The following is a 19593-nucleotide window of genomic DNA, read 5'->3' on the forward strand; positions in this document are numbered from 1 at the left end:
TTACGCGAAGAAATCCTTAATCAGACGGATCACAGTTTGCTGCTCGTCTTCTTTCATGTTGTAGAACATCGGCAGGCGCACCAGGCGATCACTTTCACGGGAGGTAAAGATATCCTCACCATTGAAACGTCCGAATTCCACCCCTGCCGGACAGCTGTGCAGCGGCACATAATGGAATACCGTCAATACATCATGTGATTTCATAAATTCATTGAATGCTGTGCGCTCTTCCACATCTTTCAGCTTGATGTAGAACATGTGCGCATTCTGCTCCATGCCTTCCGGTACAACCGGCAGCGTCAGCAGACCATCTTCCGCCAGCGGCGTCAGTGCATCGTAGTAAATCTGCCAGAATGCCAGACGGCGCTCATTAATTTTTTCTGCTTCTTCCAGTTGCGCCCACAGATAAGCGGCCTGTAAGTCAGACATCAGATAGCTGGAGCCGATATCACGCCAGGTATATTTATCCACCTGACCACGGAAGAACTGGCTGCGGTTGGTGCCTTTCTCGCGGATAATTTCTGCACGCGGGATCATCGCGGGGTCGTTAATCAGCGTTGCACCGCCTTCGCCACCGGAAGAGTAGTTTTTGGTTTCATGGAAGCTGTAACAGCCGATATGACCAATTGACCCGAGTGCGCGGCCTTTATAAGTCGACATCACGCCCTGTGCGGCATCTTCCACCACATACAGGTTATATTTCTTCGCCAGTGCCATGATGGTGTCCATTTCACAGGCCACGCCCGCATAATGCACCGGTACAATCGCTTTGGTTTTCTCTGTGATTGCCGCTTCGATTTTGGTTTCATCAATATTCATGGTATCCGGACGGATATCCACAAATACTACTTTCGCGCCGCGCAATACAAAGGCGTTCGAGGTAGAAACAAAGGTGTAGCTCGGCATGATGATTTCATCACCCGCCTGAATATCCAGCAGAATTGCTGCCATTTCCAATGATGCAGTACAAGATGGTGTCAGCAGGACTTTAGCGCTGCCAAACCGTTTTTCCATCCATTCTTCACATTTTTTGGTGAACTGTCCGTCACCACACAACTTGCCGCTGGTCATGGCCTGCTGCATATACCCAACTTCAGTGCCGACTACAGGTGGTTTATTAAATGGAATCATTGCATCCTCGGTATAACCAATAGGCTGTACTGTCAATCGTACCGCCACTTTTTGTATAAAGGCGCATTGCCGCAAGATTACTGAGCTGTGTTGCAACCCGTAATACACGGCAGTGATGTTCTGCACACCACTGTTGCGCCGCCGACATTAATTTCAGGCCAATTCCCTGACCCTGATTGCCCGGCAGTACCGCCAGCAGACCTATGCGGGCGCTCTGTTCGTCCGGTTTGCGTAGTGTGACAAACCCGGCTGTTTCATTCTTTTCATTACGAACCAGCAGGCAATCTTTATCAAACGTACCCAGTACCGCTTTTTCCGCCCAGGTTGTATAGAACCGGGCGCTGTCGTCCGGCTGATACCAGGGGGCACGAAAGCGGCTCTGCGCAAATACCTGTGCCGCCGCCGTTTTTATGACCGCAATATCATCACTGACGGCATAACACAGCGGTCTGTGAGACATTGCATTTTCTGTGCCAGCCTGCAATTTCAGCGCAAAATCCACTTCACTTTCTGCTAAAGAAAAGCCCAGTGCGGATAAGCCATCCAGCGCATTCAGGTCGCCGGTGGTGATTTTTGCCTGCACCAGGTCATAAGGCGCGAAATCGGCGACCGTCAGGAGGGCAGCATCCGGGGAAAGTGCCAGTTTTGCCGTTTTCAGGGCAAAAAAGTCACTTTCCCACGCGAGTGGATCAATACTGGCGCGGACGGACATGAAGTAAATTCTTCAGATACTGACCATAACCGGTTTTCGCCAGCTGACGGGCGGACTCTGCCACCTGTTCATCACTCAGCCAGCCGTTGCGCCATGCAATCTCTTCCAGACAGGCAATTTTAAAGCCCTGACGCTTCTCGACTGTCTGTACAAAGGTGCTCGCCTCAATCAGGCTGTCGTGTGTGCCGGTATCCAGCCACGCAAATCCGCGTCCCAGCAGCTCGACATTCAGTTCGCCGCGCTCCAGATACATCTGGTTGATACTGGTGATTTCCAGCTCGCCGCGCTCAGAAGGTTTTACCTGCTTCGCGATATCAACTACCTGATTATCATAAAAATAAAGTCCGGTTACTGCCCAGTTGGATTTTGGCTGTACCGGTTTCTCTTCAATAGAGAGCGCACGGAATTCATCATCAAACTCCACCACACCAAAACGTTCCGGGTCCATAACCTGATAACCAAAGACAGTCGCGCCCTGTGTGCGGGCAGCAACCGTTTTCAGTTTCGGACTGAACGCGTGACCAAAGAAGATGTTATCACCCAGCACCAGGCTGCATGTGTCATCACCGATAAATTCTTCACCGATGATAAACGCCTGCGCCAGACCATCCGGAGATGGCTGTTCCGCGTAGCTCAGCGAGATCCCGAACTGATCACCATTGCCCAGCAGACGGCGGAACGACGGCAAATCTTCCGGCGTTGAAATAATCAGCACTTCGCGGATCCCCGCGAGCATCAGCACCGACAGCGGATAATAGATCATCGGCTTGTCGTAAATCGGCAGCAACTGCTTCGACACCCCACGGGTGATAGGATGCAGCCGGGTGCCGGAGCCACCGGCCAGAATAATACCTTTCATATCAGTCCCTTACTTATCGCTTTCCAGCCCGAGGCGCTGTCCGGCATAAGAGCCGTCCTGCACCCGGCTCCACCAGGTTTCATTATTCAGATACCATTCCACGGTTTTGCGTATCCCGGACTCAAAGGTTTCCTGCGGACGCCAGCCAAGGTCACGCTCAATTTTGTCAGCATCAATCGCATAGCGCAGGTCATGACCAGGGCGATCAGTCACATAAGTGATTAAATCGCGGTACTGAGCAACACCGGCGGGCTTTTGAGGATACAGTTCTTCCAGCAGTGAACAGATGGTTTCGACAACCTGAATATTTTTGCGCTCATTATGACCGCCGATATTATAGGTTTCGCCAACTTTTGCCTGCGTGACAACCGTATACAGTGCGCGCGCATGATCATCTACAAACAGCCAGTCGCGGATCTGCTCGCCTTTACCGTAAACCGGCAGCGGTTTGCCTGAGATCGCATTGAGGATCACCAGCGGGATCAGTTTTTCCGGAAAGTGATACGGTCCGTAATTATTTGAGCAGTTGGTAATAATGGTCGGGAAGCCGTAAGTCCGCAGCCAGGCGCGCACCAGATGGTCACTGGACGCTTTGGATGCAGAATACGGGCTGCTCGGTGCATACGGTGTGGTTTCAGTGAAAAAGCCATCCGGTCCTTCCAGGTCACCATACACTTCATCAGTGGAGATATGATGAAAACGGAAAGCGGATTTTTTCTCTGCATCCAGCGCCTGCCAGTAATGCCGCGCGGCCTCCAACAGTGTGTAAGTGCCCACAATGTTAGTTTCGATAAAATCAGCCGGACCATCAATGGAGCGGTCAACATGACTTTCGGCTGCCAGATGCATCACGGCATCCGGCTGATACTGTGCAAACACGCGGTCAAGTGCCGCGCGGTCGCAAATATCAACCTGTTCAAAGGTATAGCGCGCGTCATCAGCGACCGGCGCCAGGGACTCAAGGTTCCCGGCGTAGGTCAGTTTATCAACCACCACCACACTGTCAGCCGTATCACGGATAATATGACGAACAACAGCAGAGCCGATAAAACCGGCTCCGCCTGTCACTAAAATGCGTTTCAACGCCATACTCCTTTGGTGTCGATGATCCATTTCTGCGGGATCTGGCTGCCCGGAATATTTTTAAACGGTGTGTGGTCAACGAGCAGCAGGATAATATCAGCGTCAGCAATCGCTTTGTCGATTGATGTCAGCTCAGCCAGCCCTTTCAGCTTATTAGGCAGTTCGTGAACATTCGGTTCGACCGCCAGGGTTTTCCCTGCATGCCACTCTGCCACCATTTTAGTAACATGAACGGCCGGGCTTTCACGTAAATCATCAATATTTGGTTTAAATGCCAGACCAAAGCAGGCAATGGTCACTTCACCCGCACGTTTGCCGGTTTCTGTCAGGCAATCCGCAACGGCAGCTTTCACCTGGTCGATAACCCACAGTGGTTTGCCATCGTTAACCAGACGTGCGGTATGGATCAGACGCGCCTGTTTCGGGTTCTGCGCCACGATAAACCACGGGTCAACGGCGATACAGTGTCCGCCCACACCCGGACCCGGCTGTAAGATATTCACGCGCGGATGGCGGTTTGCCAGGCTGATCAGTTCCCAGACGTTGATGCCCTGATCGGCACAAATCAGTGATAATTCATTGGCAAATGCAATATTGACATCACGGAAGCTGTTTTCAGTCAGTTTGCACATTTCAGCCGTGCGTGCGTTAGTGATTACACACTCCCCTTCCAGGAAGATGTAATACAGTTCGCTGGCGCGTTTTGACGATTTTGCTGTCATGCCGCCGACAACACGGTCATTTTTAATCAGTTCAACCATTACCTGACCCGGCAACACACGCTCAGGGCAGTAAGCAATATCAATATCCGCGTCTTCACCCGCCTGCTGCGGGAACGTCAGATCCGGGCGGGCAACCGCCAGCCATTCTGCCATCTGCTCAGTCGCACCAACCGGAGAGGTGGATTCAAGGATAACCAAATCCCCTTTTTTCAGTACCGGCGCAATAGATTCTGCCGCTGACTGAACAAAAACCAGATCCGGCTCATGATCCCCTTTAAACGGGGTCGGCACTGCAATCAGGAACGCATCCGCAGGTTGTGGTTTGGTAAAGGCTTTCAGGAAACCGCCATCAACGGCTGTTTTCACGACCGCGCCTAAATCCGGCTCCACGATATGAATTTCACCACGATTAATGGTATCAACCGCATGCTGGTTCACATCCACACCAACCACTTTTTTCTGACGGGAAGCAAATGCTGCCGCTGTTGGCAAACCGATGTAACCCAGACCGACAACAGAAATAGTTTCAAAACTCATAATGTCACCTGATTGTTTTTCAATGCTTCAAGAATACGCTGGCACGCTTTTCCGTCCCCGTACGGGTTATGTGAACGGCTCATCTCATGATAAGCCGCCGGATCGGTCAGCAATCGTGTTACTTCGCGAACGATAGTGTCGGTTTCTGTGCCGACTAAACGAACAGTACCCGCGTCAATCGCTTCCGGGCGCTCAGTGGTGTCACGCATCACCAGAACCGGTTTACCTAATGACGGTGCTTCTTCCTGGATACCACCGGAGTCGGTCAGGATCATATAAGCATGGTTCATAAGATACACAAAAGGAAGGTAATCCTGCGGGCTGATTAAAACAATGTTGCTGATATCATGCAGAATTCGTTTTACCGGCTCACTCACATTCGGGTTGAGATGGACCGGGTACACAATCTGGACTTCCGGATGTGCAGTGGCGATCTCGGCCAGCGCATGACAAATCCGCTCAAAACCATCCCCAAAACTTTCACGGCGGTGACCGGTCACAAGGATCATTTTTTTGTTGCTGTCGATAAACGGATACTTCGCATCCAGTTGATCCAGCAAATCTTTATCCTGCATGATGCGGTCGCGGACAGACAGCAGCGCATCAATCACCGAGTTACCGGTGACAAAAATATGACTGCCGTTTATCCCCTCACGCAGTAAGTTCTCACGCGAGTTTTCGGTGGGTGCAAAATGATACATCGCCAGATGTCCGGCGATTTTCCGGTTGGCCTCTTCCGGCCACGGCGAGTAGAGATTTCCGGTACGCAGACCGGCTTCAACATGTCCGACCGGGATGCGGTGATAGAACGCCGCCAGGCTGGTCGCCATGGTTGTTGCCGTGTCGCCGTGAACCAGAACGACATCGGGTTTAAAATCGGCAAAAACCGGTTTCAACCCTTCAAGAATATGACAGGTGATATCCGTTAAATCCTGCCCCGGGCGCATAATATTGAGATCATAATCAGGTGTGATCTCAAAAAGGTGTAAGACCTGATCCAGCATTTCACGATGTTGCGCGGTGACACAGACTTTTGCTTCAAAAGCGTTATCTGCGGCCAGCGCATGTACCAGCGGAGCCATTTTGATGGCTTCAGGACGGGTACCAAATACAGTCAATACTTTCACTGAGATTCTCTTTTATTTATATGATATCCGGCTTTGAGCCGGTGGCGGTTTCCCGCCTTAAAACAGGCCGGAACACAGGTTTCCGGCCGGTTATTTCTTACCGTAACTACGGACGACGACGGGCCAGTGCCACACCGGCTCCTGCCAGCGCACCGATAAAGCCCCACATAATCATCATGAACGCACGGCGCGGACTGTCGCGCTTGATTGGCTCATCCGGTGTACGCAGGTAACGATATGCACGGAAGCTCTCATCCAGTGTCGGACCGACATTCAGTGTCGATAACATGGCGATATTCTGCTCATAGTCTTTATCAAAATCCGGCCCGGTGGCTTCCAGTGTTTCCAGGCGTGCCTGCAACATTGGTGTACCTAATAAAAAGAGCTGTGATTTCGGCAGTTCATTGACAGGAACATCTGTCTGGCTGCGGCTGATACCCTGTTTTTGTGCCGTCACGAGTGCATTTTTCAGCAAACCGGTTTCGCGCTGATAAAGAGATTCAGCCACCATTTTCTGGCGTTTCACCAGTGCTTTCAGTGATTGTGTGCGGGTTGCCCACGCGCCTTTCAGTTCATCATTCAGGTTCAGAGCTGCACGGTTGCTGGCAAAATCAATATACTGGCGCAGCAGTGCTGCTGATTCTTCCGCAGATTCAGCGGTTAATGTCAGCGTATCATTGACCAGTTTTTTAGTATCATCACGCGGGGTCAGCGTGATGTTATTGATCATCTCATCCAGCAGCGCGGCATCTGCTTTGGCATCATTTTCCATGCGGGATTTGTAATAATCCGTCTGTAGCCAGAAATCACGGCGGGTATCATAAGAGGCCGCCTGAGTAATAAATTCCTGGTAGGCTTCATTCGGGATAGGCAGCAGTGCTGCTGATTCCTGAGCCGCATTCAGATGGTTATCCAGATTGCGCATAAATTGCTGCTGTGAATAATATCCGCCTAAATTATTAACCGTCGGATAATCTGTGATCGCCGTCGAGTTCCATTTTTGCTGCATAAAGTAACTGGCACCCAGAGATACCAGCGCAAACACAACGGCAATACCGACTATCCATACCTTGCCGCGCCACAATGAAACAAACAGCGCGCGGATATCTAATTCCTGGTCATACTGCGTTTGTTGCGGGTCCGGATTATTTTCTGAACGCATATCAACACGAGCCTCTGTGGTTAAAAATTTAGTGTGTGGCCGATTTGCGACGCATACGGCGTCTGTGGCGTTTGATAAAACGGGCGACTTTCCAGGCGCGTTTAATGCAGTAGCCATACATAATAAAAGCAAGCAAGAACAGTGCCAACATCACCCATTCAGGGACAAAGCTGAGCAACTGTCCGGCAATACCAATCGCGGCTAATACAGCTGCCGCCAGGGTTATCACCACAAAAGATTCGCGGGACGTAAACCCGGAACGCATAATCAGATGATGAATATGCTGGCGATCCGGTGAGAACGGACTCATTCCTTTACGCAGACGGCGGTACATGATTGCCACCATGTCCATCAGCGGAATAGCAATAATCCACAGTGCCGTAACCGCATTAATCGCATGCGGCTCCGCGCCCTGTGATGCGGACGTCAGTAACCAGATAATCGTAAAGCCGATCAATGTACTGCCCGCATCACCCATAAAGACTTTAAAGCGGCGGCCGAACAGCCCTAAGTTAAAGCAGATATATGGCAGGATCGCGACAATAAAGGTAAAGCACCAGAACGCCAGACCGCTGTTACCGCTCAGCGCAAACAGAATTCCCAGCGCGCCGAAAGACACACAGGAAAGCCCGCCGAGCAGCCCGTCAATACCATCCACCATATTGAACGCATTTACCGCGCCCCATACCGCGAACAATGTCAGCACATAACTGAACGGACCAAGAGTCAGTTCCCATCCGCCGAATGCATGACCCAGGCTGTCGAGCTTCAGGTTGGCAAACACCATCATCACGATAGCGACTGCTGCCTGAATACCGGCGCGCAGTTTCACACTGATATCAAACCGGTCATCCAACGCACCCACAAAAACAAGCAGCGCCGCACAACCGAGGTAAATAAATTTATGTGCAATAAACTCATCACTGATGAGGAACGCAAAACAGACACTGATAAAGATAGAAATCCCGCCGACTAACGGGACCAGTCCCTGATGTTTTTTGCGGTAATTGGGTTTATCCACCAAACCGATAGCGATACCGGCTTTACGGGCAACAAAGACCGTTACTGTAGCGAATACAAATATGATTAGGAGTTCAGTTAACATAGTGAGATTCACAACAACCCTTTTCAGCTATTTTTTATTATCCCTGCCGGCTGACAACACCGCGCAGAACTTGCCATTTTCAGGCAAAATAATATATGCAAGAAACATACCACGCCTTATCCGGCAAGGGTTTCAAACATAACCGGTAAAAAAAAAACGCCACATTGCATGCGGCGTTAGTTATAAAGTGTCGTCGAAAAGCTACGAGCGTTTCATAAAGTCGAAGAAATCTTCGTTCGTCTTCGTCATCGCCAGCTTGTTGATCAGGAACTCCATTGCATCAATCTCACCCATCGGATGGATAATTTTGCGCAGGATCCACATTTTCTGTAATTCATCCTGAGTCGTCAGCAGCTCTTCTTTACGTGTACCGGAGCGGTTGTAATCAATCGCAGGGAAGACACGTTTTTCAGCAATTTTACGGGACAGGTGTAATTCCATATTACCTGTTCCTTTAAATTCTTCGTAAATGACTTCATCCATCTTCGACCCGGTATCAACCAGCGCAGTCGCGATGATGGTCAGGCTTCCGCCCTCTTCCACATTACGTGCCGCACCAAAGAAACGCTTAGGACGATGTAAGGCATTCGCATCCACACCACCGGTTAATACTTTACCGGATGATGGTACAACGGTGTTGTAAGCACGGGCCAGACGCGTAATGGAGTCGAGCAGAATAATAACGTCTTTTTTTATGCTCAACCAGACGTTTAGCTTTCTCGATAACCATTTCAGCAACCTGAACGTGACGGGCCGCAGGCTCATCAAACGTAGAGGCAATCACTTCGCCTTTCACCAGACGCTGCATCTCGGTCACTTCTTCCGGACGCTCATCAATCAGCAGTACCATCAGAACGCAATCAGGATAGTTATGCGCGATATTTGCCGCAATATTTTGCAGCAACATGGTTTTACCGGCTTTCGGCGGTGCCACGATAAGACCACGCTGACCACGACCGATAGGTGCTGCCAGATCCAGAACACGCGCGGTTAAATCTTCTGTTGAACCATTACCACGTTCCATACGCAGACGTCGGTTTGCGTGCAGCGGGGTTAAGTTTTCAAACAGAATTTTGTTACGGGCATTTTCAGGTTTATCAAAGTTAACTTCATTAACTTTTAATAACGCAAAGTAACGTTCGCCTTCTTTCGGCGGACGGATTTTACCTGAAATGGTATCACCGGTGCGAAGGTTAAAACGGCGGATTTGGCTTGGAGAAACGTAGATGTCATCAGGGCCTGCGAGGTATGAACTGTCACCGGAGCGGAGGAATCCGAATCCATCCTGCAATATCTCCAGCACGCCATCACCGAAAATATCCTCTCCACTCTTCGCATGTTGCTTGAGGATAGAGAAGATGATGTCCTGTTTTCTCATACGGGCCTGATTCTCAAGCCCCATGTTTTCGCCAAGGGTAATCAGGTCTGATACCGGCGTATTTTTTAATTCGGTAAGATTCATAATGGTGGGTTCTTTGACTCGGGGTGTATCTCGGATTATGAACGTGAATAGTAAGGTAACGTCAGCGTTACCAGGTTAATTTGTTACAGAATCGATGTTCACGGTTAATACGACTGTTATGTGTATTTCCGCGTAATCGCCTGCAAGACTGACTGTGCACACCGGGCGCAAGGCAAGATGTGATACACATCCTATTTTGAGAGAACAAATTGGGTGACATTCCCGCAAATTAGATTTATCTCCGAGGGATAACCGGATTATGTGACCGGCGTATCGGATACCAAGATGTATCCGGAGATAACAGACTTTCAGACACTACAGAGTAGTCAGTATGCTATGCTATGCTGTCAGCAGAATTTAAACAATACCTGACCAGCTGGCGCTAACTTAACATGCTTCAGACAAGACGTCCAGCGGGTGAACACTGATAATTTGTTGTCGCCCCCGGACGTCTTAATAATATGCACTAAAATGAACAATCAGATATTATTATCGATGAACGTTTTCAGTTGTGTCTTAGACACTGCACCAACCTGGGTCGCTTTCACGCTGCCATCTTTAAACAGCAGCAGTGTGGGAATACCACGGATGCCGTATTGAGGCGCGGTCTGCGGGTTATCATCGATGTTCAGTTTAGTGATGGTAATTTTCCCTGCATATTCTTCGGCGATTTCGTCTAGAATAGGGGCAATCATTTTACAAGGACCACACCATGCCGCCCAAAAGTCAACGAGTACAGGGCCGGTTGCTTTTAACACGAGTTGTTCAAAACTGGAATCAGTCAGGTGAATAATTTTATCGCTCATTGTTCAGCTCCAAGATTTATACAATACCCCATTAGTTTAACACTAACTAATGATAGGATTTGCCTATTTCAGCGGATAGGCTTCCGTAACGCAACATTAAACTGATATTCTATCTAAATATGAGCAAAACACATTTAACAGACAAGAAGTTTTCTGACTTCGCCTTGCATACAAAAGTAGTAGAAGCACTTGATTCAAAGGGCTTTTCTAATTGCACGCCTATTCAGGCGCTGACACTCCCCCTGACAATCGGCGGACGTGATGTTGCAGGACAGGCACAAACAGGAACAGGAAAGACGCTGGCATTCTTAGCGTCAACATTTCATCATCTTCTTACAACGCCGGCACCGGAAGGCCGTAAAATTAATCAGCCGCGTGCGCTGATTATGGCACCGACCCGCGAACTTGCGGTTCAGATCCACTCTGATGCAGAACCGCTCTCACAAAGCACCGGACTGAAAACCGGGCTGGCTTACGGCGGCGATGGTTACGACAAACAAATCAAAGTGCTGGAAGAAGGCGTCGATGTCATTATCGGTACCACCGGCCGCTTAATTGATTTCGCCAAACAGGGTCGCCTTGACCTGAGTGCTATTCAGGTTGTGGTTCTTGATGAAGCTGATCGTATGTACGATCTTGGTTTTATCAAAGATATCCGCTGGCTGTTCCGCCAGATGCCGCCATGCTCTCAACGAATGAACCTGCTGTTCTCCGCGACACTGTCTTATCGTGTCCGTGAACTGGCATTCGAACAAATGAACAGCCCTGAATATATTGAAATTGAGCCGGAGCAGCGCACCGGACATCTGATCAAAGAAGAGCTGTTCTATCCGTCCAATGAAGAAAAAATGCGTCTGTTACAGACGTTGCTGGAAGAAGAGTGGCCTGACCGCTGCATTATCTTCGCCAACACGAAACACCGTTGTGAAGATATCTGGGCACATCTGGCTGCCGATGGTCATCGTGTCGGTCTGCTGACCGGTGATGTGGCACAGAAAAAACGTCTGCGTATCCTCGAGGATTTCACGCACGGCAATCTTGATATCCTGGTTGCAACTGATGTTGCAGCACGCGGCTTACATATCCCGCTGGTCACCCATGTCTTTAACTATGACCTGCCGGATGACTGTGAAGATTACGTACACCGCATCGGCCGTACCGGTCGTGCAGGGGAAAGTGGTCACTCTATCAGCTTAGCCTGTGAAGAGTACGCCCTGAACCTGCCGGGAATCGAAGAATACACCGGACACCCGATTCCGGTCAGTAAATACAACAGTGACGCACTGCTGACTGAGCTGCCGGTGCCGAAACGCCGCCGTCGTCCGCCGCGTACGGGCGGAGGTCAGAACCGCCGTAATATGCCGCGCCGTAACAGCAACGGACCGCGTCATAGTAATAACCGGACCAAACACTGAAGGACGCCATGCTGAGATCGTCTTCGCTCTATGCTGCTATCGATTTAGGCTCCAACAGCTTTCATATGCTGGTGGTGCGGGAAGTCGCCGGCAGCATCCAGGTACTGTCCCGCGTGAAACGGAAAGTCCGTCTCGCCACCGGGCTGGATAAAGATAATATTCTGTCACCGGCTGCTATGGCGCGGGGTTGGCAGTGCCTGCGGCTGTTTTCCGAACATTTACAGGATATTCCTGATTCTCAGATCCGTATTGTGGCAACCGCCACACTACGTCTGGCAAAAAATGCCGGTGAATTCCTGGCAACAGCATCGGAGATCCTCGGACATCCGGTGACTGTTATCCGGGGCGAAGAAGAAGCACGCCTGATTTATCAGGGTGTTGCTCACACTACCGGCGGGTCAGATAAACGCCTGGTGGTGGATATCGGCGGCGGCAGTACAGAACTTGTCACCGGTCACGGTGCAAAAACAACAGCGCTGTTCAGCCTGGAAATGGGCTGTGTCACCTGGCTTGAGCGTTACTTTACAGACCGATCCCTTACCACCGATAATTTTGCCGGTGCCGAACAGGCCGCCCGGGACATTATTCTGCCGGTGGCACCCGTGCTGCTGGAACAGGGCTGGCAGGTGTGTGTCGGGGCATCCGGCACCGTTCAGGCGCTTCAGGAAATCATGATAGCGCAGGGAATGAATGAACAAATTACCCTCGCAAAACTTCGCCTGCTCAAACATAAAGCCATTGAATGCGGCAAACTGGAAGAGCTTGAAATTGAAGGGCTGACGCTGGAACGGGCGCTCGTGTTCCCCAGCGGGTTAGCTATCCTTATCGCCATTTTTGAAACCCTTGAAATTGACAGCATGACACTTGCGGGTGGCGCGCTGCGTGAAGGGCTGGTTTACGGCATGCTGGATCTGCCTGTTGAGCAGGATATCCGCACCCGGACACTCAAAAATGTTCAGGAACGCTTTCAGATAGATGTCGCTCAGGGTGAACGGGTCCGGCAACTGACGGATCATTTCTTCCGCCAGGTTTCTTCTGCCTGGCAATTAGATATCCGCTGCCGGGAGCTTCTCAGCAGCGCCGCGCTCATCCACGAGATCGGGCTGAGTGTGGATTTCCGCAACGGACCTGAACATGCCGGGTATCTGGTCAGTAATCTGGATCTGCCGGGATTCACACCGGCACAGCGGCGTTTGTTATCTGTATTGCTGCGCAACCAAAGCGGACCTGCGGATATCAACTCGCTGAATCAGCAAAATGCACTGACGCCGCGCGAAGCGGGCTGCCTGTGCCGCCTGCTGCGTCTGGCGATTATTTTTGCCAGCCGCCGCCGTGATGATACTCTCCCGTCATTGCGTATCCGCGCCGCTGCTGAAGGATTGATACTGACATTACCCGCGGGCTGGCAGCAATCACACCCTCTGCGCGCCGAAGCATTGTCGCAGGAAATTCAGTGGCAAAGTTATGCACAATGGTCGCTGATGCTGGAAGAACAGGCACCCTCAACTCACGGCTGAGAGTGGTCATACATTGAGTAGTGGATGCTATACCCAACGTCATTCAAGATGCAGGCAGGCGGCAAGTGAAGATAGACGGGGAGCATACATCAGTATGTGACCTGGCTATCCTCGTTCCGCCAACGAACCTGCAGTTTGAATGAATAAGGGTATAAAGCTCTGCCTGTCAGTCTTCTGACAGTACCAGGGCTTTAATTTTATGGGCTTTTTCAAAGTGATCCAATTTATGGGTCATAATCCACCATGTCGCGGCTTCCATAAGTAAATCGGGATCATCGTTTTTATTCGCAAAAAAAGCGTAAAATGAAAGGCCTACGTTTTCACCTTTCGTGCGAACTTTATCATTGCATACCGTTATTATTTTTTCTCTCAGTGATGCTCTCATCTGCTTTACTCTGTTTTATTCTTTGTTTTTTGCCAGCATTGCTTTGATACCTGCAATACCGCGCAGACCTGTCTGCTGCTTCTCTTCTGCTGTTTTCACTATCTTTTTACCGTCATCCCAGCGCAAATCATCCTGCGGTAATTCATCCAGAAAGCGACTGTGCTCAGGGCGGATAAGCTCACCATACTGACGCCGTTCACGGCACAGGGTAAAAAAGAGTGATTTCTGAGCCCGCGTGATCCCCACATACGCCAGGCGCCGCTCTTCATCCACATTGTTTTCATCAATACTGGACTGATGCGGTAAAATACCCTCTTCCATCCCCACCAGGAAAACATGCGGAAACTCCAGCCCTTTAGACGAATGCAAAGTCATCAACTGAACCTGATCCAGCGCTTCATCTTCTTCACCGCGCTCCATCATATCGCGCAGTGTAAATCGCGTGACAACCTGCGCCAGCGTCATCGGCTCGTTCAGGTCATCCCCTTCCAGCATTTCAGACATCCAGCTGAACAACTGATCGACGTTTTTCATCCGCATCTCAGCCGCTTTCGGGCTTGCCGAGGTTTCAAACAGCCAGCTCTGATAATCCAGCCCGTGCAGCAAGTCACGTACAGCAACCAGTGGCTCACGCTCAACTAATTTTTCCACATCCGCCAGCCAGCCGGTAAAATTTGTCAGCGCTGCCAGCCCCTGACCGGAAAGGCTCTGCTCCAATCCCAGGTCAAAACTGGCCTGATAAAGACTTTTGTCCCGCACATTCGCCCATTCACCCAGCTTCTGAATTGTTGCCGGACCTATTCCCCGGCGCGGAGTATTCACGATGCGCATGAATGCGCTGTCATCTTCCCGGTTGGTCAGTACCCGCAGGTAAGCGAGTAAATCTTTGATTTCAGGTCGGGAGAAAAATGACGTTCCGCCGGAGATCCGATACGGGATCCGGTTTTGCATCAGCATTTTTTCAAAGATCCGCGACTGATGGTTACCGCGATATAAAATGGCGTAATCTTTATAATCTGTCTTATTGATAAAGTGATGGGCGATCAATTCCCCGACCACGCGTTCTGCTTCATGATCTTCATTATTCGCCACGATCACTTTTAGCGGATCGCCATAGCCAAGATTAGAAAATAACCGTTTTTCAAATACATGCGGGTTATTGGCGATCAAAATATTCGCGGCATTCAGAATACAGCCGGAGGAGCGGTAATTTTGCTCCAGTTTGATCACTCGTAACTCAGGGAAATCCTCATTCAGCAAAACGAGGTTTTTGGGCTGCGCCCCGCGCCAGGAGTAAATCGACTGATCATCATCCCCGACCACCGTAAAAAATGCGCGCTTGCCCACCAGCAATTTAACCAGCTGATACTGGCTGGTGTTTGTATCCTGATACTCATCCACCAGCAGATAGCGAATGCGCTGCTGCCAGCGCTCCAGAACACGATTATCTCGCGCAAAAAGCAGCGTCGGTTTGGTTATCAAATCATCAAAATCCAGAACATTACAGCTGCTTAAATGCAGCTCATAACGCCGGTAACACTCTGCAAATGTATGATCACGCTCTGATTTCGCCTGCCCTTTTGCCTGCTCAGGTGTCAGCAGCGCATTTTTCCAGTTTGAGATCTGACTGATCACCTGTTGCAGAAGCTCTTTATCTTCTTCCAGATGATCAAACGTCAGCTCTTTCAGTAGTGCGAGCTGATCCTGATCGTCAAACAGGGAAAAATTACGTTTCATGCCCAGCGCTTTGTATTCGCGCTTGATGATCTCCAGCCCCAGGGTATGGAATGTCGAGATCATCAGCCCTTTGGCTTCTTTGCGTCCGAGGGTTTGCGCCACACGCGCTTTCATTTCACGCGCCGCTTTATTGGTAAAAGTGACTGCCGCTATCTGACGAGGCTGATACCCCACATTGCGGATAAGATGGGCAATTTTATTGGTGATCACCCGGGTTTTGCCGGAACCGGCACCCGCAAGCACAAGGCACGGCCCCTGAACAAATTCAACGGCCTGCTGCTGACCAGGATTTAATTTCATACGCGTTGTTAACCCGATTGATACTGAAACAGGGAGGGATTGTAGCAGAAAGGAAGGATGCCCGTATAACCAGCCCTGCTTCAGAGGATAGAAATCATCTTAAGTTAGATAAAATAACATTTATATTCAATTAATTATAACTATTTCGGTGTATATCCCTGCCACCGAAATACCAATATTATGGAGAAAAATCAGGCTATTAAATAAGGAAAACTGAATGGCATCCAGAGATGATATCAGGAACTCCAGATTAATATATACACAGGATATTGGCTGGATAGATCGCAATCACGCTATAGGCGGGGATGCGCGAAGCCTGTGGGCACAACTACTCACAGAAAATACCGCGCCCTATTTTAAAGATTACTTTCTGGTCAGTTACGATCAGTTTATGGGAAAATTTTTTATTAAAATGGGCGTTACCTCCTGCTGGCTGGTAAAAAAAGGGCTCAGGGAAGAAGATAAAAAATCGATCGCACTTTCAATGATGTTTTATATTTCCACATTATTTGAGACCCACCAGGGGCGGTTTTTATTTTCCGGTCTACTGAGAAACGATAGTGGGTTCAGCGGTGAAGATCTTATCTCTAACCTTCTTGGTTTTTATTCCGTCATCGAACCGCGGGATTATTGGTCACTGATTAAACCGGTGCCCGTTGAAACCGCACTGCGTATCTGGGATCACTATGGTTCCGTCGGTAAATATAAAAACAGGGAGCTTCGCCCCTGGATCTTCCCGGATCCGCAGGAATCACCCAATGTCATACCCTATAAAAAAAATCTCCCTTATTATATGAATACTATCCAGCCTTTTAATTCCTACGAAAATAACATTGTTATAAAACTGAATGTTACCGACGGATGGGCTGGTGACTGGGGCTTCAAAAAATGGAATCCATTTGCAGACAAATATGGTTACTAAATTAATATCACTCAGCTTGTCTATTATTATTTTACTTTTTCTCTACTGTTTTTTATCGCCGACTCAATACTTTCCGGCGACAAACCACATAAAATCATTGTTGTTAGTCTCCGATTTCATCCGTAATGCACCGGATAAAGAACAGGCAACCTATTACTATCATTTCTGGGGCGATCGCGGGCAAGAATCTTACTCGGCAATTTATTATTGTCAGGATAAAAATAAATTCAATGAACTGGAAATAAAACTTCATCAATATGCTAATTCACGACGTTCATTAGTGGCTGTTAATGAAATCACATATAGAAATAAATATAATGAAAATCGATTTATTTCTATTCATGAGTCTAAAAAGGATAATCAGGAGTGTATGTCTTTATCTGAATACGAATATACTTACGATTAAAACGGGTGCCGTCCGTTGATACTGTAACCGGACGTGCCCGCAGCACAATGTCGCCATGTAATGCTTTCATAACAGAGTGTCATACTCTCGTGAGGTTGAACATCATTATGAGTCAGCGTATTAGGATAATGTGATGAAATATTCACAATCGCAGCGCTGGTTAGTTTTACCGTATAATATTTTTCCTGAACCCCTGATATACCTGTCCGGTAAAAATCCAGCTCACAGGTTAATATTTCATTGTTTGTAATGCTGACACCCAATAATGGTGATGATTTATCAATAGGTTTACTGATAATAACCGGGTGATGAACCGCATTTTGTTCACGGAAAATATCATGGCTGAATGAATACACAAAAATCTGATCTTCATGTCCGTACTGATATTTATTTCCTATTGATTCCGGTGATGAGCATCCTCTTGAAATTAAGCCCTGCTTATTACCTTGCAGCCGTAAGTATATTTTATTTGCCATAACATTCCTTTGTTTATAAATATCAGCTGGTTATTCCCTGATATTTACCCAACGTCATTCAAGATGCAGTTTGAATGAATAAGGGTATATGTAATTAGGGGTCATAATAATGACATTTGTGATGGTTACAATAACCCTCTTTGGTTAAATGAAAAAACGGCACCCTAAGGCGCCGTCCATTTATTCATACAAATAATATTGCGGTATGCTATCAGCCACCAACAGCAATACGTTTCATATCCGTCATATAACCGCGCAGCGTTTTACCCACGGTTTCAATCGGATGCTGACGGATAGCTTCATTAACATCACGCAGTTGCGCGTTGTCTGTACCACTATCAGCCATCGTTTTACCCAGGTCGCCCGGTTGCAGTGATGCCATAAACTCTTTCAGTAACGGCACTGCCGCAAAAGAGAACAGGTAGTTACCGTATTCCGCAGTATCTGAGATAACCACGTTCATTTCATACAGACGCTTACGGGCAATAGTATTCGCGATCAGCGGCAGCTCATGCAGTGATTCATAATAAGCAGATTCTGCAATAATACCTGCATCAATCATGGTTTCAAACGCCAGTTCAACGCCGGCTTTAACCATCGCAATCATCACAACACCATGATCGAAATATTCCTGCTCACTGATTTTCAAATCAGAATCCGGATAATTTTCAAATGCCGTTCTGCCGGTTTCTTCACGCCAGGTCAGCAGATTTTTATCATCATTCGCCCAGTCAGCCATCATGGTTGAAGAGAAATGCCCGGAAATGATGTCATCCATATGTTTTTCAAACAGGGTTTTCATCTGTCCTTTCAGGGTTTCAGATAACTGATACGCCCGGATTTTTGCCGGATTGGACAATCTGTCCATCATCAGTGTGATCCCGCCCTGCTTCAGTGCTTCCGTGATCGTTTCCCAGCCGTACTGAATTAATTTACCTGCATAAGCAGGATCTGCACCTTCGGCAACCATTTTGTCATAACACAGTAAAGAACCCGCCTGTAACATACCGCACAGAATGGTCTGCTCGCCCATCAGGTCTGATTTCACTTCTGCCACAAAAGAGGATTCCAGAACACCTGCGCGGTGCCCGCCGGTTGCCGCAGCCCAGGCTTTGGCAATCGCCCGCCCTTCACCTTTGGCATCATTTTCCGGATGAACCGCGATCAGGGTCGGTACGCCGAAACCGCGCTTATACTCTTCACGGACTTCCGTTCCCGGACACTTAGGTGCAACCATCACAACCGTGATATCCGGACGAACCTTTTCGCCTACTTCAACAATATTAAATCCGTGTGAATAGCCCAGCGCCGCGCCCGGTTTCATCAGAGGCTGAACTGCCTGAACAACCGCTGAGTGCTGTTTGTCCGGCGTCAGGTTAACAACCAGGTCCGCCTGCGGAACCAGTTCTTCATAAGTGCCGACAGTAAACCCGTTTTCAGTGGCACGCCGCCATGAAGTACGTTTTTCATCAATGGCTTCGCGGCGCAGGGCATAAGTGATATCCAGCCCGGAGTCGCGCATATTCAGACCCTGGTTCAGACCCTGCGCGCCACAGCCGATAATCACCACTTTTTTCCCTTTCAGGTATCCGGCTTCGTCCGCAAATTCTTCGCGTGCCATAAAACGGCATTTGCCTAACTGCGCTAACTGCTGGCGCAAATTCAATGTATCAAAATAATTTGCCATGGTGACTCCGTGTGGTGTGTTTGCTCAGGCAGCAGTACATGC

The 19593-nt window shown here is 49.0% G+C and carries 17 protein-coding genes and 1 pseudogene; 4 read left to right on the forward strand and 14 right to left on the reverse strand.

All coding sequences use genetic code 11. The features are described 5' to 3' along the window. From rffA to trxA, 10 genes and pseudogenes are all read right to left on the reverse strand, one after another. Window positions 1-1131 (reverse strand): dTDP-4-amino-4,6-dideoxygalactose transaminase, encoded by a 1131-nt coding sequence (gene rffA / locus AYY16_RS09220; protein ID WP_067365387.1) that lies wholly within the window; start codon window positions 1129-1131, stop codon window positions 1-3. Beyond that, window positions 1118-1843 (reverse strand): dTDP-4-amino-4,6-dideoxy-D-galactose acyltransferase, encoded by a 726-nt coding sequence (gene rffC, locus AYY16_RS09225; protein ID WP_067365390.1) that lies wholly within the window; start codon window positions 1841-1843, stop codon window positions 1118-1120. Before rffC ends, rffA begins: the two co-directional genes overlap by 14 nt. Further along, window positions 1821-2702, reverse strand: coding sequence for a glucose-1-phosphate thymidylyltransferase RfbA (gene rfbA, locus AYY16_RS20235; RefSeq protein WP_067365393.1), 882 nt, complete (start codon window positions 2700-2702; stop codon window positions 1821-1823). The genes rffC and rfbA overlap by 23 nt, the downstream gene beginning before the upstream one ends. Before the next feature lie 9 nt (window positions 2703-2711). Further along, the gene (gene rffG, locus AYY16_RS20240) at window positions 2712-3791 is read right to left on the reverse strand and encodes a dTDP-glucose 4,6-dehydratase (protein WP_190973123.1); all 1080 of its coding nucleotides are present in this window, start codon (window positions 3789-3791) and stop codon (window positions 2712-2714) included. Beyond that, complete coding sequence (wecC, locus tag AYY16_RS09240; RefSeq protein WP_067365396.1) at window positions 3782-5044, reverse strand: UDP-N-acetyl-D-mannosamine dehydrogenase; 1263 nt, start codon at window positions 5042-5044, stop codon at window positions 3782-3784. The genes rffG and wecC overlap by 10 nt, the downstream gene beginning before the upstream one ends. Next, a complete protein-coding gene (gene wecB, locus AYY16_RS09245) occupies window positions 5041-6171 on the reverse strand; it encodes a non-hydrolyzing UDP-N-acetylglucosamine 2-epimerase (protein ID WP_067365399.1) in 1131 nt (376 codons plus the stop codon). The genes wecC and wecB overlap by 4 nt, the downstream gene beginning before the upstream one ends. A gap of 106 nt (window positions 6172-6277) precedes the next feature. After that, window positions 6278-7333, reverse strand: a complete 1056-nt coding sequence (gene wzzE / locus AYY16_RS09250) for an ECA polysaccharide chain length modulation protein (protein ID WP_067365402.1) — start codon at window positions 7331-7333, stop codon at window positions 6278-6280. Window positions 7334-7361: 28 nt separating this feature from the next. Next, the gene (wecA, locus tag AYY16_RS09255) at window positions 7362-8438 is read right to left on the reverse strand and encodes a UDP-N-acetylglucosamine--undecaprenyl-phosphate N-acetylglucosaminephosphotransferase (protein WP_067365405.1); all 1077 of its coding nucleotides are present in this window, start codon (window positions 8436-8438) and stop codon (window positions 7362-7364) included. A 201-nt stretch (window positions 8439-8639) separates the two neighbouring features. Continuing rightward, window positions 8640-9900: pseudogene (rho, locus tag AYY16_RS09260) on the reverse strand (transcription termination factor Rho). 479 nt (window positions 9901-10379) lie between these two features. After that, window positions 10380-10706, reverse strand: coding sequence for a thioredoxin TrxA (trxA, locus tag AYY16_RS09265; RefSeq protein WP_067365408.1), 327 nt, complete (start codon window positions 10704-10706; stop codon window positions 10380-10382). A 119-nt stretch (window positions 10707-10825) separates the two neighbouring features. On the opposite strand from trxA, the gene rhlB reads away from it, so the two are divergent. Together rhlB and gppA are read left to right on the forward strand one after the other, a co-directional pair. After that, a complete protein-coding gene (gene rhlB, locus AYY16_RS09270) occupies window positions 10826-12121 on the forward strand; it encodes an ATP-dependent RNA helicase RhlB (RefSeq protein ID WP_067365411.1) in 1296 nt (431 codons plus the stop codon). A gap of 8 nt (window positions 12122-12129) precedes the next feature. Then, on the forward strand, window positions 12130-13638 hold the full coding sequence (gppA, locus tag AYY16_RS09275; protein WP_067365413.1) for a guanosine-5'-triphosphate,3'-diphosphate diphosphatase: 1509 nt from the start codon (window positions 12130-12132) through the stop codon (window positions 13636-13638). A 166-nt stretch (window positions 13639-13804) separates the two neighbouring features. Here gppA and AYY16_RS09280 read toward each other — a convergent pair whose 3' ends face one another. Both AYY16_RS09280 and rep read right to left on the reverse strand, forming a co-directional pair. Then, a complete protein-coding gene (locus tag AYY16_RS09280; protein WP_067365416.1) occupies window positions 13805-14023 on the reverse strand; it encodes a DUF6500 family protein in 219 nt (72 codons plus the stop codon). A gap of 15 nt (window positions 14024-14038) precedes the next feature. Then, the gene (gene rep, locus AYY16_RS09285; RefSeq protein WP_067365419.1) at window positions 14039-16060 is read right to left on the reverse strand and encodes a DNA helicase Rep; all 2022 of its coding nucleotides are present in this window, start codon (window positions 16058-16060) and stop codon (window positions 14039-14041) included. A 391-nt stretch (window positions 16061-16451) separates the two neighbouring features. Here rep and AYY16_RS09290 point away from each other — a divergent pair, with 391 nt between their 5' ends. Together AYY16_RS09290 and AYY16_RS09295 are read left to right on the forward strand one after the other, a co-directional pair. After that, the gene (locus tag AYY16_RS09290; protein ID WP_150385203.1) at window positions 16452-16982 is read left to right on the forward strand and encodes a hypothetical protein; all 531 of its coding nucleotides are present in this window, start codon (window positions 16452-16454) and stop codon (window positions 16980-16982) included. After that, window positions 16972-17388 carry a hypothetical protein gene (locus AYY16_RS09295; protein WP_156664981.1) on the forward strand — a complete coding sequence of 139 codons (417 nt, stop codon included), beginning with the start codon at window positions 16972-16974 and terminating at the stop codon, window positions 17386-17388. Before AYY16_RS09290 ends, AYY16_RS09295 begins: the two co-directional genes overlap by 11 nt. Here AYY16_RS09295 and AYY16_RS09300 read toward each other — a convergent pair. Continuing rightward, the gene (locus tag AYY16_RS09300; protein ID WP_067365428.1) at window positions 17385-17864 is read right to left on the reverse strand and encodes an Hcp family type VI secretion system effector; all 480 of its coding nucleotides are present in this window, start codon (window positions 17862-17864) and stop codon (window positions 17385-17387) included. The genes AYY16_RS09295 and AYY16_RS09300 overlap by 4 nt on opposite strands. 211 nt (window positions 17865-18075) lie before the next feature. Further along, entirely contained in the window at window positions 18076-19551 is a 1476-nt protein-coding gene (gene ilvC, locus AYY16_RS09305) for a ketol-acid reductoisomerase (protein WP_067365431.1), read from the reverse strand. Window positions 19552-19593: the final 42 nt, after the last annotated feature.

This window comes from Morganella psychrotolerans (genome assembly GCF_001676155.1).
Classification (GTDB): domain Bacteria; phylum Pseudomonadota; class Gammaproteobacteria; order Enterobacterales; family Enterobacteriaceae; genus Morganella; species Morganella psychrotolerans.